The 16,928-nt window shown below is 70.5% G+C and carries 12 protein-coding genes; 6 read left to right on the top strand and 6 right to left on the bottom strand.

Annotated elements, in window-relative coordinates; genetic code table 11:
- Window positions 1-177 precede the first annotated feature (177 nt).
- Window positions 178-1,098, bottom strand: coding sequence for an LpxL/LpxP family Kdo(2)-lipid IV(A) lauroyl/palmitoleoyl acyltransferase (locus tag WQ53_RS05225; protein ID WP_052631092.1), 921 nt, complete (start codon window positions 1,096-1,098; stop codon window positions 178-180).
- 59 nt (window positions 1,099-1,157) lie between these two features.
- On the opposite strand from WQ53_RS05225, the gene waaA reads away from it, so the two are divergent.
- Window positions 1,158-2,504, top strand: coding sequence for a lipid IV(A) 3-deoxy-D-manno-octulosonic acid transferase (gene waaA / locus WQ53_RS05220; protein ID WP_052631091.1), 1,347 nt, complete (start codon window positions 1,158-1,160; stop codon window positions 2,502-2,504).
- Between the two features lie 62 nt (window positions 2,505-2,566).
- Here waaA and WQ53_RS05215 read toward each other — a convergent pair whose 3' ends face one another.
- The 3 genes from WQ53_RS05215 to WQ53_RS05205 all read right to left on the bottom strand — a co-directional run bounded on the left by WQ53_RS05215 (window position 2,567) and on the right by WQ53_RS05205 (window position 5,505).
- Entirely contained in the window at window positions 2,567-3,931 is a 1,365-nt protein-coding gene (locus tag WQ53_RS05215) for a TolC family outer membrane protein (RefSeq protein ID WP_052631090.1), read from the bottom strand.
- Window positions 3,932-4,022: 91 nt separating this feature from the next.
- Complete coding sequence (locus tag WQ53_RS05210; RefSeq protein ID WP_052631089.1) at window positions 4,023-4,688, bottom strand: protein-L-isoaspartate O-methyltransferase family protein; 666 nt, start codon at window positions 4,686-4,688, stop codon at window positions 4,023-4,025.
- Between the two features lie 154 nt (window positions 4,689-4,842).
- Window positions 4,843-5,505 carry a TetR/AcrR family transcriptional regulator gene (locus WQ53_RS05205; RefSeq protein WP_052631088.1) on the bottom strand — a complete coding sequence of 221 codons (663 nt, stop codon included), beginning with the start codon at window positions 5,503-5,505 and terminating at the stop codon, window positions 4,843-4,845.
- A 79-nt stretch (window positions 5,506-5,584) separates the two neighbouring features.
- Between WQ53_RS05205 and WQ53_RS05200 the strand changes: the two genes are divergently transcribed.
- Together WQ53_RS05200 and WQ53_RS05195 are read left to right on the top strand one after the other, a co-directional pair.
- Window positions 5,585-6,721, top strand: coding sequence for an efflux RND transporter periplasmic adaptor subunit (locus WQ53_RS05200; RefSeq protein WP_052633929.1), 1,137 nt, complete (start codon window positions 5,585-5,587; stop codon window positions 6,719-6,721).
- A gap of 134 nt (window positions 6,722-6,855) precedes the next feature.
- Window positions 6,856-10,020, top strand: coding sequence for an efflux RND transporter permease subunit (locus WQ53_RS05195; protein ID WP_052631087.1), 3,165 nt, complete (start codon window positions 6,856-6,858; stop codon window positions 10,018-10,020).
- A 537-nt stretch (window positions 10,021-10,557) separates the two neighbouring features.
- On the opposite strand, the gene WQ53_RS05190 is transcribed toward WQ53_RS05195, so the two are convergent.
- Window positions 10,558-11,448, bottom strand: a complete 891-nt coding sequence (locus tag WQ53_RS05190) for a LysR family transcriptional regulator (protein ID WP_052631086.1) — start codon at window positions 11,446-11,448, stop codon at window positions 10,558-10,560.
- A gap of 151 nt (window positions 11,449-11,599) precedes the next feature.
- On the opposite strand from WQ53_RS05190, the gene leuC reads away from it, so the two are divergent.
- Window positions 11,600-13,027: a 3-isopropylmalate dehydratase large subunit gene (gene leuC / locus WQ53_RS05185; protein ID WP_052631084.1), complete on the top strand. Its 1,428-nt coding sequence runs from the start codon at window positions 11,600-11,602 to the stop codon at window positions 13,025-13,027.
- 10 nt (window positions 13,028-13,037) lie between these two features.
- Window positions 13,038-13,685 (top strand): 3-isopropylmalate dehydratase small subunit, encoded by a 648-nt coding sequence (leuD, locus tag WQ53_RS05180; RefSeq protein ID WP_052631082.1) that lies wholly within the window; start codon window positions 13,038-13,040, stop codon window positions 13,683-13,685.
- A gap of 189 nt (window positions 13,686-13,874) precedes the next feature.
- Here the strand turns inward: leuD and WQ53_RS05175 are convergent, their stop codons facing one another.
- Window positions 13,875-14,612, bottom strand: a complete 738-nt coding sequence (locus tag WQ53_RS05175) for a helix-turn-helix domain-containing protein (RefSeq protein ID WP_052631080.1) — start codon at window positions 14,610-14,612, stop codon at window positions 13,875-13,877.
- 73 nt (window positions 14,613-14,685) lie between these two features.
- On the opposite strand from WQ53_RS05175, the gene WQ53_RS05170 reads away from it, so the two are divergent.
- Window positions 14,686-16,917, top strand: a complete 2,232-nt coding sequence (locus WQ53_RS05170) for a serine hydrolase domain-containing protein (protein WP_201774029.1) — start codon at window positions 14,686-14,688, stop codon at window positions 16,915-16,917.
- Window positions 16,918-16,928 lie beyond the last annotated feature (11 nt).

Below are 16,928 nucleotides of genomic sequence, written 5' to 3'. Positions count from 1 at the left end.
TGAACCCGGCTCCTACAAAGGCAGTACACGACTGCTTTCCTGTAGGAGCCGGCATGACGGCGACGCGGGCGTCGGGTGTACGAAATGGTCGCCTGTGCCGAGGTCACGAGCGTCAGGTACACGAGGAAAGGGTGGCATGTCGCCGGCTGAACCCGACTCCTGCAAAGGCCAGGCACCCTACCGGTCGTAGTACGTGCCGCGTCCCTGCGGCTGGCGCTTGAAGCGGCGGTGGATCCACAGGTACTGCGCCGGCGCCTCGCGCACCATCGCCTCGATCGCCGCGTTCACCCGCGCGGTGTCGGCGACCGCGTCCTGGCTGGGGAACTCCGCCAGCGGCGGCGCCACCCGCAGCACGTAGCGCCCGCCCTCGCGGCGGTGGAAGAACGGCACCACCGCGCAGCCGGTCAGCCGCGCCAACTGGTGGGTGGCGGTGATGGTCGAGGCCGGCATGCCGAAGAACGGCGCGAACACCGTGTCCTTGCCGCGCATGTCCTGGTCCGGTGCGTACCAGAGGAAACCGCCGCGCTTGAGGTGGCGCACCGCGCCGCGCAGGTCGCTGTTGCCGAACATCGCCGTGGCGTAGCGCAGGCGCCCGCGCTTGACCGCCCATTCCATCACCGGGTCGCGGTGGCGGCGGTACATGCCTGCCAGCGGCATGTGGTCGCACATCAGCCGGCCGCACATCTCCAGGGTCATGAAGTGGCCGGAGACCAGCAGCACGCCGCGGCCCCCGGCCTGCAGCGCGCGCAGGTGCTCCAGGCCCTCGATGCGCACGTCGCGCCGCATCGGCGCCACGCCGCCCCACCAGGCGCGGGCGAACTCGAACAGGCCCACGCCCAGCGCGTCGAAGCTGTCGCGCAGCAGGCGCGCGCGCCAGGCCGGCGGTTCCTCGGGGAAGCACAGGTCGATGTTCACCTGTGCCGCGCGCCGGCGCGTGCCGGCCAGGTGGAACGCCAGCCAGCCCACGCCGCGGCCGATCGCGCGCTGCCACAGCCAGGGCAGGCGCGCGGCCGCGGTCATCGCGCCCAGGCCCAGCCACATCGGCCAATGGCGCGGGGTGAAGGGCGGACGCGGCGGCGGCGTGTCGGGCGTGGTCATCGGGCGATTCTACGGCTTCGTCCACGGCCCGGACCCATGGGCTCGGCTATGCTTCGCGGATGCCGAACGAAGCCAAGCGGAAGGAACCGGGCGAGGGTGCCCTGCGCGCACTGTATTCGTTCGCCCTGTACCTGCTCTCGCCGTTCACGCTCTACCACCTGATCACGCGCGGCTTCCGCGTCCGCGAGTACTTCCGCCGCTGGGACGAGCGCTATGCCTCCTACGGCACCCAGCCCGGGCGCCCGTGCGTGTGGCTGCATGCGGTGTCGGTAGGCGAGGTCAACGCGGCCGCGCCGCTGGTCAACGCGCTGCTCAAGCAGCGGCCGGACATCCGCTGGGTCATCACCACGATCACCCCGACCGGTTCGGACCGGGTGCGCGCGCTGTGGAGCGAGCAGGTCGAGCACGTCTACCTGCCCTATGACCTGCCCGGCAGCACGGCGCGCTTCCTGCAGCATTTCCGGCCCCACCTGGCGCTGATCATGGAAACCGAGCTGTGGCCGAACATCCTGTTCGGTTGCCGCGACCTGGGCATCCCGGTGTACATCCTCAACGCGCGGCTGTCGGCACGTTCGCTGCGCGGCTACCGCCTGCTGCGGCCGCTGATCGGGCGCGCCCTGCGCACGGTCAAGTGCGTGGCCGCGCAGTCGGCCGCCGACGCGCGCCGCTTCCAGAAGCTGGGCGCGCATCCGGAGCAGGTGCAGGTGCTGGGCAACCTCAAGTACGACGTGGCCGTGCCGGACGGGCTGGACGGCTTCCGCGCGGCGTTCTCGGCCGCGCTGGGCGCGACGCGCCCGGTGTGGCTGGCGGCCAGCACCCACGAGGGCGAGGAGGCGGAGGTGGTGGCCATCCACCGGCGCCTGCGCGCGCGCTGGCCGGACCTGCTGCTGTTGTGGGCGCCGCGCCATCCGGAGCGCTTCGCGCGGGTGCAGGCGGTGGCGGCCGACGCCGGCTGGAAAGTGGGGGCGCGCAAGCGCGACACCTGGCCGCAGCCGGGCCAGGACGTGTTCGTGATCGACACGCTGGGCGAGCTGATGGCGTTCTATGCCTGCGCGGACGCGGCCTTCGTCGGCGGCAGCCTGCAGCCGATCGGTGGCCACAACCTGCTGGAGCCGGCGGCGGTCGGCACGGCGGTGGTCACCGGCCCGCACCTGCACAACTTCGCCGAGATCTCCAGCCGCATGGAGGAGGCCGGTGCGCTGCGCATTGGCCACGACGCCGGCGAAGTGGCCGACGCGCTGGAAGCGCTGCTGGCCGATCCGGCGGCGCGCCGGGCGATGGCCGATGCGGGCAGCGACCTGGTCGACCAGGGACGCGGCGCGCTGCAGCGGACGCTGGAGCTGGTCGCCGGCGACCTGCCGGCGCCGGTGGAAACCGCGGCGCCCGCCGCCGCGGCGCCGGCCTGAGAGTGCCGGAACGCACAGGGCCGCCCGGAGGCGGCCCTGTCTGTCGCAACCGTTGGCTGGTATTACTGGCGTGCCGGCGGATTGGCCAGCTGCGCTTCCGCGTCGACGCTCAGCATGGCGTTGACCTGGCGCAGCTGCTCGATGTCCAGGTCGCCCACGGCCTGGGCCAGCAGCAGGCGGTTGAGCAGGAAGTTGTAGCGCGAGCGCGCGTACTCGACCTGCGCGGCGAACAGGGTGCGCTGGTTCTGGACCACGTCCAGCACCGTGCGGGTGCCCACTTCCAGGCCGACCTGCGAGGCGTCGAAGGCGCTCTGCGCCGAGACCACCGCCAGGCGGCGGGCCTCGACCTCGCTGACACCGGCGACCAGCGCCTGGTACAGGTTGCGGGTGTTGCGGTCCAGCGCGCGGCGCTGCTGCTCGTAGCGGTCCTGGGCGATGTCGCGCTGGGCCAGGGCCTGGCGCACGCGCGACTGGGTCGCGCCGCCGGCGAAGATCGGCACGCTCAGGGTCAGGCCGACGCTGCTGCCGGTGCTGTCGCCGGTGACGCCGCCACCGCCGCCCACGCTGTCGCCCCAGGCCGCGTCCTTGCCCCAGCCGCCGCTCAGCGACAGGGTCGGGTAATGGCCGCCGCGCGCGGTCTGCACGCTGGCCTCGGCCGCGTCGGTCTGCAGCTGCGTGGCGCGCAGCGTCGGGTTGTTGTCGATCGCGCGGGCGACCCAGCCGTCGGCGTCGGCGTGCACGGCCGGCAGCTCGGGGCGGAAGTCGATCGGCAGCGCGCGCAGGTTGGCGACCGGCTGGCCGGTCAGTTCGGCCAGCGCCTGGTAGGCGTCGGCCAGCGCGTTGCGGACCAGGATGGTGTTGGCGCGGGCCTCGTCGTACTGGGCACGGGCCTCGTGCACGTCGGTGATCGGGGCCAGGCCCACTTCCAGGCGCTTGTCGGCGTAGTCGAACTGGCGCCTGCCGGCGGACTCGTTGGTCTCGGCTGCGGCCAGCGATTCGATCGCCACCAGCACGTCGAAGTAGGCCGCGGCGGTGCGCACCATCAGGTCGTCGTTGGCCGCGTCCAGGTTGTGGTCGGCGGCCTGGCTCAGCGCGCGCTGGGCGCGCAGGCTGGAGAACTGGCTCCAGTTGAACAGGGTCTGGCTGGCGCTGACGCCGTAGCTGCGGCTGGTACCGGTGAACGAGCCGCTGACGCCGTCGTACTCAGTGCGCGAGCGGCGCAGGGTCGCGTCGCCGCCCAGCTGCGGCAGCAGCGCGGCGCGGGCCTGCACCTGGCCTTCCTTGTCGTACAGCGTGCTGGACTCGGCGATCGCCAGCTGCGGGTCGCCGTTGCGGGCCATCTCGTAGGTCTGCAGCAGGTCGGCGGCCTGCGCGGAACCGGTGGCGAGGGCGGCGGCCAGTGCCAGGGCGAGGGAACGGCGGATCATCAGCGGCTTCCTTTCTTGGTGTGCGGGCCGCGCTGCACTGCGGTCCGTCGAGGGGGATTGTCGGTGCCGGCCGCGCCGCGTGGCGCGACCGTCAGAACAGGAACTGCGGCACCGGCTCGGCACCGTGCAGGTAGTCGAGCTCGGTTTCGAACAACGATTCGGTGGCCGCGGCGTTGACCGTGTCGGCCTTGGCCAGGCGCACGGCCTCCATCACCGGGGCATGGCCGCGGACCACGAACAGGCGGCCGCCCGGGCGCAGCCACTGCAGGAACCGCGCCGGGACCTCGGCCACCGCGCCGGTCACGCAGACCGCGTCGAACTGGCGCGCGCCGGCGTCGTAACGCAGCGCGTCGGCCACCTCGATGCGGACGCTGGTGCCCAGGCCGGTGGCGTCCAGGCGCGCGCGGGCGGCCTCGGCCAGTTCCGGAACCAGCTCCAGGCTGACCACTTCCCGGGCAAGGGCGGCCAGGCAGGCGCTGATGTAGCCGCTGCCGGTGCCCACTTCCAGCACGCTGTCGCCGGGCTGCAGCTGCAGCGCCTGCAGCATGCGGCCCTCGACCACCGGTTTCATCATCGTCGCGCCGTGGCCCAGCGGCAGCTCCAGGTCGGCGTAGGCGAGCGCGCGGTGCGCCTCGGGCACGAACGCCTCGCGCGGCACGCGGCCGACCACGTCGAGCACGGCCATGTCCAGCACGTCCCAGGGACGGACCTGCTGTTCCACCATCAGTTCGCGGGCACGGGCGTAATCGATCGTCATGGGGAAGTCATCAAACGCGGGAGGCCGGGCATTCTACCGGGCCGGAACGCCGCTTGCCGGGAAGGATCGCCGTGGCCGCCGGGGCCGACGCAGTGCCGGAAGTCACCGCGACCTCCGTCGCCGGGCCGATCCTGGCGCGCCCGGTCTGGCCGGCTCAGGCGGCATAGGCGCGGAGGAAGAAGTCGACCGTGGCGTCGATGTGGCGCGCCACCTCGGCCGGGCTGGGGTCCACGCACAGGCCACAGGCCATCATCGGGTGCAGCTCGCCCTTGAGTAGGGAGAAGAACTGCGAGGCGGCGAGGGCGACGTCGTCGATCCGCAGCTGGCCGCGCCCGACCCGGGCCTGCAGGAACTGGCCGAACGCGTCCTGCACCCGGCGCGGGCCGGCGTTCCAGAACAGCTCGCGCAGCGCGTTCTCGGCGGTGCCCGGGGTGTTCATCATGCGGTGCATGCTGATCGCCTCCTCGCTGGTGATCAGCTTGAAGAAGGCAAGGCCGATGGCGCGCAGCTGATCGCGCAGCGGGCCCTCCGGCGGGCTGACGAACAGGTCGTCCGGCAGCACCTCTTCGCACTTGGCGGCGATGGCCGCGGAGAACAGCGTCTCCTTGTCGCCGAAGTGGCTGTAGACGGTCAGCTTCGATACGCCGGCGGCGGCCGCGATCTGGTCCATGCTCACGCCCTGGTAGCCCTGTTCGATGAACAGACGCTTGGCGGCCTCCAGGATCGACGCGCGCTTGCCCAGGTCCTTGGGGCGGCCGGGGCCGGCCGGGCGGGTGGGCGTGGGGGACAGGGATGGGGCGGATTGCTTGCGGGTCATGCGGTAATACTAGACTAATCGGTTTTCTATTTATACCATACCGGCTGGTTCAATATTGAACGACGGGATGGCGGCGGCGATGAAGAAGGGATTCCGGAGCACCGGCGGTGCGCTGATCGTACTGGCCGCGGCGCTGGCGGCGGGCTGCGGCGACGGCGGGCAGGCGGTGGAGTCCCGCCGTCCGGTCTGGGTGGTGCAGCCGCAGGCAGCCGGCGCAGGCCCGGCGCTGGCTTTCCCCGGCGAGGTGCATGCGCGCGAGGAGAGCCCGCTGTCGTTCCGGGTCGGTGGCAAGCTGGTGCGGCGCGCGGTGGATGCCGGCGCGCGGGTCGAGCAGGGCCAGGTGCTGGCCGAGCTCGATCCGGCCGACCAGTCGCTGCAGGCGCAGGCCGCGCGGGCGCAGCTGGCCGCGGCCGAGGCCGAACTGGCGCGGGCCAAGGGCGACCTGGACCGCTACGCCCAACTGGTCGAACAGCAACTGGTGAGCCGTTCCACCTACGAGGCGCAGAAGGCCGCCTACGAGGCCGCCGCCGGCCAGGCCCGCGCCGCCCGCGCGCAGTGGGACGTGACCCGCAACCAGGCCGGTTACACCGAACTGCGCGCGCCGCGTTCCGGCGTGATCGCCTCGCGCCAGGCCGAGGCCGGCCAGGTGGTAGCCGCCGGCCAGACCATCTTCATCATGGCCGCCGACGGTGGCCGCGAGGTCGCCATCGACCTGCCCGAGGACCGTATCCGCCAGTTCAAGGTCGGCGACGCGGCGCAGATCGAACTATGGAACAACCCAGGCCGGCGCCTGCCGGGCACGATCCGCGAGATCGCCGCGGCCGCCGACGCGCAGACCCGCAGCTTCGCCGCGCGCGTGGCGCTGGACGAGGCCGCGCAGGGCGAGGTCGAGCTCGGCCAGAGCGCGCGCGTCTACCTGGACCAGCCCGCCACCGACGGCAGCCTGCAGGTGCCGCTGTCGGCGCTGCAGCGCGGCGACGACGGCGCTGCCGCGGTGTGGGTGGTGCGCGAGGGCAAGGTCCTGCGGGTGCCGGTGACCGCCGGCAAGTTCGGCAGCGAGAGCGTCTCGGTGACGGGAGCGCTGAAGGCTGAAGACTGGGTCGTGGCCGCCGGCGGCCACCTGCTGCGCGAGGACGAACTGGTGGCGCCCGTGGATCGCGACAACGCTCCCGTGGATCAAGCGCTGTCGACACCCGCAACGGAGGAGTCGCGGTGAGGTCCTCGGGTCGACCCGCGCACGCGGCCATCGCCCTTCCCCCGCCGGGGCAAGGGGACGGGATGGGGGCCGGGCTCCATCGCGGGCATCCCATGGCTGCGCGCTGCTTCTTCCCTTATTCCAGGTCCTGACCCATGCGCCGCTTCAACCTCTCCGAATGGGCGCTGCACAACCGCGGCCTGGTCCTGTACTTCATGGTCGCGGTGGCGGTGATCGGCACCTGGTCCTACCTGCGCCTGGGCCAGAGCGAGGACCCGCCGTTCACCTTCAAGGCGATGGTGGTGCGCACGGTGTGGCCGGGCGCCACCGCCGAGGAAGTGTCCAGGCAGGTCACCGAGCGCATCGAGAAGGCGGTGATGAACACCGGCAAGTACGAGTTCGTGCGCAGCTATTCGCGCCCGGGCGAGTCGCAGGTGATCTTCATGGCGCGCGATTCGCTGAGGTCGAAGGACGTGCCCGACCTCTGGTACCAGGTGCGCAAGAAGGTCGGCGACATCCGCCCGACCCTGCCCGAGGGGGTGGTCGGCCCGTTCTTCAACGACGAGTTCGGCGACACCTTCGGCAACATCTACGCGCTGACCGGGCCGGGCTTCGACTACGCCATGCTCAAGGACTACGCCGACCGCATCCAGCTGGAACTGCAGCGGGTGCCCGACGTGGGCAAGGTCGAGCTGCTCGGCCTGCAGGACGAGAAGGTCTGGATCGAGATCGACAACACCAAGCTGGCCACCCTGGGCATCCCGCTGCAGCTGGTGCAGCAGGCGCTGGAAGGGCAGAACGCGGTGGTGCCGGCCGGCTTCTTCGAGACTCCGTCCGAGCGCGTGCAACTGCGCGTGGACGGGCCGTTCCGCAGCGTCGAGGAGATCCGCGCGTTCCCGGTCCGCGCCGGCGGCCGCACCATCCGCCTGGACGACGTGGCCACGGTGCACCGCGGCTTCTCCGATCCGGCCGCGCCGCGCATGCGCTTCATGGGCCAGGACGCGATCGGGATCACGGTCGCGATGAAGGACGGCGGCCACATCCTGCGCCTGGGCGAGGAACTGGAGGCGCAGTTCGCGCGCCTGCAGGACACGCTGCCGGCCGGCATGGAGCTGCGCAAGGTGTCCGACCAGCCCGAGGCGGTCAGCGAGTCGGTCGGCGAGTTCGTGCGGGTGCTGGCCGAGGCGGTGACCATCGTGCTGCTGGTCAGCTTCTTCTCGCTCGGCTTCCGCACCGGCCTGGTGGTGGCGGTGTCGATCCCGCTGGTGCTGGCGATGACCTTCGCCCTGATGCACTACTTCGGCATCGGCCTGCACAAGATCTCGCTGGGCGCGCTGGTGCTGGCGCTGGGCCTGATGGTGGACGACGCGATCATCGCGGTGGAGATGATGGCGATCAAGATGGAGCAGGGTTTCGACCGGCTGCGCGCGGCCAGCTTCGCCTGGGAGTCGACCGCGTTCCCGATGCTTACCGGCACGCTGATCACCGCCGCCGGCTTCCTGCCGATCGCCACCGCGGCCTCGAGCACCGGCGAATACACCCGCTCGCTGTTCCAGGTGGTGACCATCGCACTGCTGGTGTCGTGGGTGGTGGCGGTGCTGTTCATCCCGTGGCTGGGCGACAAGATGCTGCCGGACCTGGCGCACCCGCAGCCGCCCAAACCCGGCAGCCTTGCCTTCCGCCGCCGCGCCTTGCGCGAGCGCCTGGCCGACCGCTGGCCGCAGTTCGCCTTCGCGCTGGCGCCGGCGCCGCTGGACGCGCACCACCACGACCCCTACCAGCGCCCGTTCTACCAGCGATTCCGCCGCCTGCTCGATGCCTGCCTGCGCCGGCGCTGGTGGGTGATCGGCGCGACCGTGGCGCTGTTCGTGCTGTCGCTGCTGCTGTTCCGCTTCGTGCCGCAGCAGTTCTTCCCGGACTCGACCCGGCCCGAGCTGATGGTCGACATGGAACTGGCCGAGGGCGTGTCGCTGCGCGCCACCGAGGCGCAGGCGAAGAAGCTGGAGGCGCTGCTGCAGGAGCGCGGGGACATCCGCAACTACGTGGCCTACGTCGGCACCGGCTCGCCGCGCTTCTACCTGCCGCTGGACCAGCAGCTGCCGGCGACCAACTTCGCCCAGTTCGTGGTCCTGGCGCAGGACATCCGCGCGCGCGAGGAGCTGCGCAACTGGCTGCTGAAGGAGGTCGTGCCGCAGTTCCCCGAGCTGCAGATGCGGGTGACCCGGCTGGAGAACGGCCCGCCGGTGGGCTATCCGGTGCAGTTCCGGGTTTCCGGCGAGCATGTCGAACAGGTGCGGGAGATCGCCCACCGCGTCGCCGGGCAGGTGCGCGCCAATCCGCATACCACCAACGTCAACCTCGACTGGGACGAGCCGAGCAAGATCGTGCGGCTGGAAGTGGACCAGGACCGCGCCCGCGCGCTGGGCATCGGCAGCGCGCAACTGGCGCAGTTCCTCAGCGCGCAGCTGTCCGGCTACAGCGCCAGCACCTACCGCGAGGGCAACGAGCTGGTCGGGATCATGCTGCGCGGCGGCGCCGGCGACCGCGGGCAGCTGGAACTGCTCGGCAGCCTGGCGGTGCCGACCGGCGATGGCGGCAGCGTGCCGCTGTCGCAGGTGGCGCGGCTGCGCCACGCGTTCGAGGACGGGATCATCTGGCACCGCAACCGGCTGCCGACCATCACCGTGCGCGCCGACCTCAGCGACGAGCTGCTGCCGGCGGCGGTGACCGCGCAGATCGACCCGACCCTGGATGCGATCCGCGCGGAGTTGCCGCAGGGCTACCTGCTGGAAGTGGGCGGGTCGGTCGAGGATTCCGCGCGGGGACAGAAGTCGATCGCCGCCGGGATGCCGCTGTTCCTGATCGTGGTGACCACGCTGCTGATGCTGCAGCTGCGCAGCTTCTCGCGCACGGTCATGGTGCTGGTGACCGCGCCGCTGGGGTTGATCGGGGCGACTTGGTTCCTGCTGCTGTTCCGCATGCCGTTCGGCTTCGTGGCCATGCTCGGCACGATCGCCCTGGCCGGCATGGTGATGCGCAACTCGGTGATCCTGGTTGACCAGATCGAGCAGGACATCGCCGCCGGCCACGACCGCTGGCACGCGATCGTGGACGCCACCGTGCGCCGCTTCCGCCCGATCGTGCTGACCGCGCTGACCGCGGTGCTGGCGATGATCCCGCTGTCGCGCAGCGCGTTCTATGGCTCGATGGCGGTGGCGATCATGGGCGGGCTGATCGTGGCCACCGCGCTGACCCTGCTGTTCCTGCCGGCGCTGTACGCGGCCTGGTTCCGGGTGAGGCCGGAAGAGGCGGCGGGCTGATCCGGCGTTCCGCACCGGTGCCCGTGTCCCTGCGACACCGTATCCCTTTGTAGGAGCCGGGTTCAGCCGGCGACCCGACGCCGCCGGCCCAGGCGACGCCCTCGTGGTTCCGACGCTCGTGTCGCCGACTGAAGTCAGCTCCTACAGAAGAGCGGAACCGACGGTGCTGTTGTAGGAGCCGGGTTCAGCCGGCGACCCGACGCCGCCGGCCCAGGCGACGCCCTCGTGGTTCCGACGCCCGTGTCGCCGACTGAAGTCAGCTCCTACAGAAGGGCGGATCCGCCGGTGCTGTTGTAGGAGCCGGGTTTAGCCGGCGACCCGACGCCGCCGGCCCAGGCGACGCCCTCGTGGTTCCGACGCTCGTGTCGCCGACTGAAGTCAGCTCCTACAGAAGAGCGGATCCGCCGGTGCTGTTGTAGGAGCCGGGTTCAGCCGGCGACCCGACGCCGTTGGCCCAGGCGACGCCTTCGTGGTTCCGACGCCCGTGTCGCCGTCATGCAGGCTCCTGCAGGAAGGCGGCGAGACCGCATGCCGCCCTCAGGTGTCGCCACCGCCGGTGGTATCCGCCTCGGTCCGCAGCAGGCCGACGAACGCCTGCGCCGCACGCGACAGCGTGCGCCCGCCATGTACCACGTAGCCCAGCTTGCGCGACAGCTGCACCCCCGGCACGTGCAGCACCTGCACCTGCGCATCCACCATCGTCTGCGGCAGCGCGCTCCAGGCCAGGCCGACGGAGACCATCATCTTGATCGTCTCCAGGTAGTTGGTGGTCATGCGCAGCCGCAGCGAAAGTCCGCGCCGGGCGAAGGTCTCGGCGACGATGCGGTGGGTGAAGGTGCCGGGGTCGGGCAGGACCGCAGGATGGGCGGCGATGTCGGCCAGCGACACCTTCGCCGGCCGCGCCAGCGGATGGTCGGGGGCGACCGCGAAGCGCAGCGGATCGTCCCACACGGCGGTCGCCTGCAACGGCGCCTCGGTCGGCCCGAGCGTGGTCACCGCCAGTTCCACGTCGCCGTGCAGCACCTGCGCATAGGCCCGCTCGGAATCCATGAAGCGGATGTCCAGCGCCGCGCGCGGGTGCAGCGCGGTGAAGCGGCGCAGCAGCGCCGGCAGCCGGTGCAGGCCGACGTGGTGGCTGGTGGCCAGGCTGAGCCGGCCGCCGATGTCCTGGCCCAGGTCCTGCAGTGCACGCCGCGCCGATTCGGCCTCGGCCAGCATCTGCCGCGCGCGCGGCAGCAGCAGGCGCCCGGCCTCGGTCAGCACCACCTGGCGGCCGAGGCGGTCGAACAGCCGCGCCTGCAGCGATTCCTCCAGCAGCGCGATCCGCTTGCTGACCGCCGGCTGGGTCAGGTGCAGCTGCTCGGCCGCCGCGGAGAAACCGCCGTGGTCGGCCACGGCGACGAAGGCGTTGAGCCCGGCCCAGTCCATCCAACGTCTCCATTCGATTCCAGGAAGGAATCCAATGGATGAAAAATATGCATTTGAGTTATCGATGGCAAGGCGGCAGGATGGCCCTCCAGCCGGCGGGTCCGGGCCTATCGCGGCCGCTCCGCCACCGCCAGACGATCCGAGGCAGCGCATGGCCGGCAAGACCCTGTACGACAAGCTGTGGGAGATGCACGAGGTGACCCGTCGCGACGACGGTTCCTCGCTGATCTACATCGATCGCCACATCCTGCACGAGGTCACCTCGCCGCAGGCGTTCGAGGGCCTGCGCCTGGCCGGCCGGCGGCCGTGGCGGGTGGACGCCAACATCGCCACCCCCGATCACAACGTGCCGACCACCCGGGTCGAGCGCGCCGGTGGCCTGCAGGCCATTGTCGACGAGGTCTCGCGCCTGCAGGTGCAGACCCTGGACGAGAACTGCGACGACTTCGGCATCCTCGAGTTCAAGATGGACGACGTGCGCCAGGGCATCGTCCACGTGGTCGGCCCGGAGCAGGGCGCCACGCTGCCGGGCATGACCGTGGTCTGCGGCGACTCGCACACTTCCACGCACGGTGCGTTCGGCGCGCTGGCGCACGGCATCGGCACCTCTGAGGTCGAGCACGTGCTGGCCACCCAGTGCCTGGTGGCCAAGAAGATGAAGAACATGCAGGTGCGGGTGGAGGGCACGCTGCCGCCGGGCGTCACCGCCAAGGACATCGTGCTGGCGGTGATCGGGAAGATCGGCACCGCCGGCGGCAACGGCCGTGCGCTGGAGTTCGCCGGCAGCGCGATCCGCGAGTTGTCGGTCGAGGGCCGGATGACGATCTGCAACATGGCGATCGAGGCCGGTGCGCGGGTGGGCATGGTCGCGGTGGATGGCAAGACCATCGACTACGTGCGTGGCCGCCCGTTCGCACCGAAGGGCGCCGACTGGGACGCGGCGGTGGCGGTGTGGCAGGACCTGGTTTCCGACCCGGACGCGCACTTCGACACCGTGGTGGACCTGCGTGCGGAGGAGATCCGCCCGCAGGTCAGCTGGGGCACCTCGCCGGAGATGGTGCTGGCGGTGGACCAGAACGTGCCCGACCCGGAGCGGGAGCCTGACCCGGTGAGGAAGGACTCGATCGTACGCGCGCTCAAGTACATGGGCCTGCAGGCCAACCAGCCGATCACCAGCATCCGGCTGGACCGGGTGTTCATCGGTTCGTGCACCAACTCGCGGATCGAGGACCTGCGCGCGGCCGCCGAAGTGGCGAAGGGCCGCAAGGTCGCGGCGACGGTGAAGCAGGCGCTGGTGGTGCCCGGCTCGGGCCTGGTCAAGGCCCAGGCCGAGGCCGAGGGCCTGGACCGGGTGTTCATCGAGGCTGGCTTCGAATGGCGCGAGCCGGGCTGCTCGATGTGCCTGGCGATGAACCCGGACAAGCTCGGCGCCGGCGAGCACTGCGCCTCGACCTCCAACCGCAACTTCGAGGGCCGCCAGGGCGCCGGTGGGCGCACCCACCTGGTCAGCCCGGCGATGGCCGCCGCCGCCGCGGTGGCCGGCCACTTCGTCGACGTGCGCGAACTGATGCAGGCCTGAGGAGACGGCGATGAGAGCTTTCACCAACCACACCGGCCTGGTCTGCCCACTGGACCGCGCCAACGTCGATACCGACCAGATCATCCCCAAGCAGTTCCTCAAGTCGATCAAGCGCAGCGGGTTCGGTCCCAACCTGTTCGACGAGTGGCGCTACCTGGACGTGGGCCAGCCGGGGCAGGACAGCTCGAACCGGCCACTCAACCACGGGTTCGTGCTGAACTTCCCGCGCTACCGCGGTGCCAGCGTGCTGCTGGCGCGCGAGAACTTCGGCTGCGGCTCCTCGCGCGAGCACGCGCCGTGGGCGCTGGACGAATACGGCTTCCGCGCGATCGTCGCGCCGAGCTTCGCCGACATCTTCTACAACAACAGCTTCAAGAACGGCCTGCTGCCGATCGTGCTGAAGGACGAGGAAGTCGATGCGCTGTTCGCGCAGTGCGAGGCCACCGAGGGCTACGCGCTGACCGTGGACCTGGCCGCGCAGACCGTGACCCGGCCCGATGGCGTGCAGTACGGCTTCGAGATCGATGCCTTCCGCAAGCACTGCCTGCTGCACGGCCTGGACGACATCGGCCTGACCCTGCAGGAAGCCGATGCGATCCGCGCGTTCGAGGCGCGGCACCGCGGTGCACAGCCATGGCTGTTCCGGACCGGGGGCTGATCCGTTCGAAGGCTTGCGCATCATCGGCCGGCGGTTGCCGGGTGCGGCGCAGGGGTGGGCCCGCTGCTGTTGTAGGAGCCGGGTTCAGCCGGCGACGCGACGCCGTCGACACAGGCGTCGCCCTCGCGATTCCGACGCCCGTGTCGCCAGCAAGCTGTGCTCCTGCGAGAGCCGGCGGTGGGAAGGGCGCTATTTTCTTGACGCGGTCCTGCGTGCGGCGCGCTTGACCGGCTTGGCGGCGAGCCTGGCCGCCGGTGGCTTGAGGCGCTTGGCCTTTTCGTGACGTACCGCGCCCTCGTCGCCGTGCAGGGTCAGCAGCGACTCCATCAGCTGCTCGTCGGCGCTGGAGCAGACCCCGAGCAGCAGCACCTCGTCGCAACCCTCGGCGGCGATGTAGGCGTGGCCCATGTTCGAGTCGATGTAGACCGATTCGCCCTGCTCCAGCACGATCGGGTCGTAGAACTCGGTATGCACTTCCATGCGTCCTTCCAGGACGTGGATGTACTCCTCGCCGGAGTGGTGCACCAGCTCGCCGAACTCCTCGATGCTCTTGGCGCGCACGCGGGTCAGCACCGGGATCATGCGCTTGCGGCGCAGTTCCGGGCACAGGTAGTAGTAGTCGTAGTTGGGAGTGGTGACCCGGATCGCGTCCTCGATCCGGCCGATGCTGCGGCGGGCGGTCACCGCCGGCTCGGGGGCCTCGTCCTGTTCGGCGAACAGTTCGGACATGCGCAGCTGCAGGCGCTGGCTGAGCTGCAGCAGCTTGTCGTAGGTCAGGGTCAGCCGGTCGTGCTCGACCTTGGACAGGGTCGACAGCGGGATGCCGGAATGCTCGCTCATCTGCTTGAGCGTCCAGCCCTTGCGCGCGCGCAGCGAGCGCAGCAGTCCGCCAATCGTGGGGTGCGGCGTGGGGTGCTGGGATGTCATCCGTGCCGGATCTCCTGGGGAACGTCTGCTGTCATGTCCCGTACGGGATCATCATCGCCTCCGCGGGTGACCGATGGAAAGGGCGATCTTGGGCGGCGGGGATGGTCGACGGGGCTTTCAGCATGGGTTGACAATTCTCCGATTGGGATCATTATCGCCAAATCAGGATAACCTGCCTGCTGTCCCCGCGGCGATGCCGGCCCGGGTGCGGCGGTCCCACCAGCTTCAGCCGGGAGACCGTTCGATGCGTGCGATTCCACCGTTCCTGTGCGGAGCCGTGCTCTCCGCCCTGCTGGCCCTTCCTCTGGCGGCGCAGGAGGCCGGGGTGTCGCCCACCTCGGTGCCGCCGCCGGTCACGGTGCCCAGCATACCGGCCACGGCGCCCGCCACCGAGTCCGCCACGCCACCCGTCACAGAGTCCGCCCAGTCTCCCGGGTCGGCCCTGTCGGCGGCCGCGCCGGACCTCACCCGGGACGACCTCGAGGCCTGGCTGGACGGCTTCTTCCCGTATGCGCTGGCTTCCGGCGACATCGCCGGCGCTGTGGTCGTGGTGGTCAAGGACGGCGAAGTGCTGCTGCAGAAGGGCTACGGCTACGCCGACCTGGCCGAGCGCCTGCCGGTTGACCCGGAGGACACGCTTTTCCGCCCCGGATCGGTGTCGAAACTGCTGACCTGGACCGCGGTGATGCAGCAGGTCGAAGCGGGCAGGATCGACCTGGATGCCGACGTCAACCAGTACCTGGATTTCAGCATTCCCGAGCGCGACGGCAAGCCGCTGACGATGCGCCAGATCCTGACCCACACCGGCGGCTTCGAAGAGGCGCTGCGCGGCCTGATCTTCTCCGACGAGGGCGCACTGGCGCCGCTGGGCGAAACCCTCAAGCGCTGGACGCCCGACCGCATCCACGTGCCCGGCACGACCCCGGCCTATTCCAACTACGCCACCGCGCTGGCCGGCTACATCGTCGAGCGCGTCAGCGGACAGGATTTCAACGACTACATCGACCAGCACATCCTCGCCCCGCTGGGCATGCGCAGTTCGAGCTTCCGCCAGCCCTTGCCGGACGATCTCGCCAAGCGCATGTCGAAGGGCTACGCGCGCCTTTCCGACGGCAAGGAAAAGCCCTACGAACTGATCAACCTGTATCCGGCGGGCAGCCTCGCGTCCAGCGGCTCGGACATGGCGAAGTTCATGCTCGCGCATCTGAACAAGGGTGAACACGACGGCGCCCGCATCCTGTCCGCGGAAACCGCCGATGCGATGCACCGCACCGGGCAAGCCACGGTCGGCCCGCTCAACAGGATGATGCTGGGCTTCTACGAGACCAGCCTCAACGGCCACTTCTCCATCGCCCACGGCGGCGACACGCAGTGGTTCCACAGCGACCTGCGACTGTTCCCGGACGACGGCGTGGGCATCTTCGTCTCGATGAACAGCGCCGGGCGCGAAGGCGCGAACCTGCATTTGCGCACGCAGCTGGCCGCGAACTTCGTCCAGCGCTACCTGCCTGGCCCGTTCCCGCAAGGTTCCGGCATCGGCGAGGAGGCGGCCAAGGCGCAGAACGCCCGGATCGCCGGCGCCTACGACAGCAGCCGCCGCCCGCAGAACAACGTGATGGGGATCCTGAGCCTGCTGGGCCAGGCCAAGGTCATCCCGAACGAGGACGGCACCATCAGCGTCTCGATGTGGCCGGCACCATCCGGCACGCCGAAGAAGTGGCAGCCCATCGGCGAATGGCTGTGGCAGGACCCCAGCACCGGCGAGCGGCTCGCCGCCGAGGTCGAGGATGGCGAGGTCAAGCGCTTCAGCATGGAGTTCATCGCCTCGATCATGGTGTTCGAGCGGCTTTCCGCCTGGCGCGCGAGCGCGCCGTTGCTGTTGGCCCTGAGCTTTGCCGCGGTGCTGCTGACCACGCTGGCCTGGCCGGTTTCGGCGCTGGTGCGGCGTCACTACAAGGTGCCGTACGCACTTGCCGGCGCGGATGCGAAGGCGCATCGCGCGGCGCGCTGGGGCAGCCTGCTGGCGACCCTGGGCATCGGTGGTGGCATCGGCCTGGTGCTGTGGATGATGAGCAGCCTGGAGAACCTCACCGGCATGGATGGCGTGGTCACGGCCGTGCGCCTGTTCGTCGGGGTGGCGCTGATCGTGGGTGCGGCGCTGACGCTGTGGAGCGCATGGCAGGTGCTGCGCAGCAGGCGGCGCTGGTTCGCCAAGCTCTGGAGCGTGGTGCTGGCGCTTGCCGGCCTGTACCTGCTCTGGATCGGGTTCGCCTATCACCTGATCGGCTTCGGCGCGAACTTCTGAGCGGGCCGCAT

It is taken from the genome of Pseudoxanthomonas suwonensis (genome assembly GCF_000972865.1).
Classification (GTDB): Bacteria; Pseudomonadota; Gammaproteobacteria; order Xanthomonadales; family Xanthomonadaceae; genus Pseudoxanthomonas; species Pseudoxanthomonas suwonensis_B.
The sequence above is the reverse complement of the archived record's forward strand: the minus strand, read 5'-3'. Positions and strand labels throughout refer to the sequence as shown.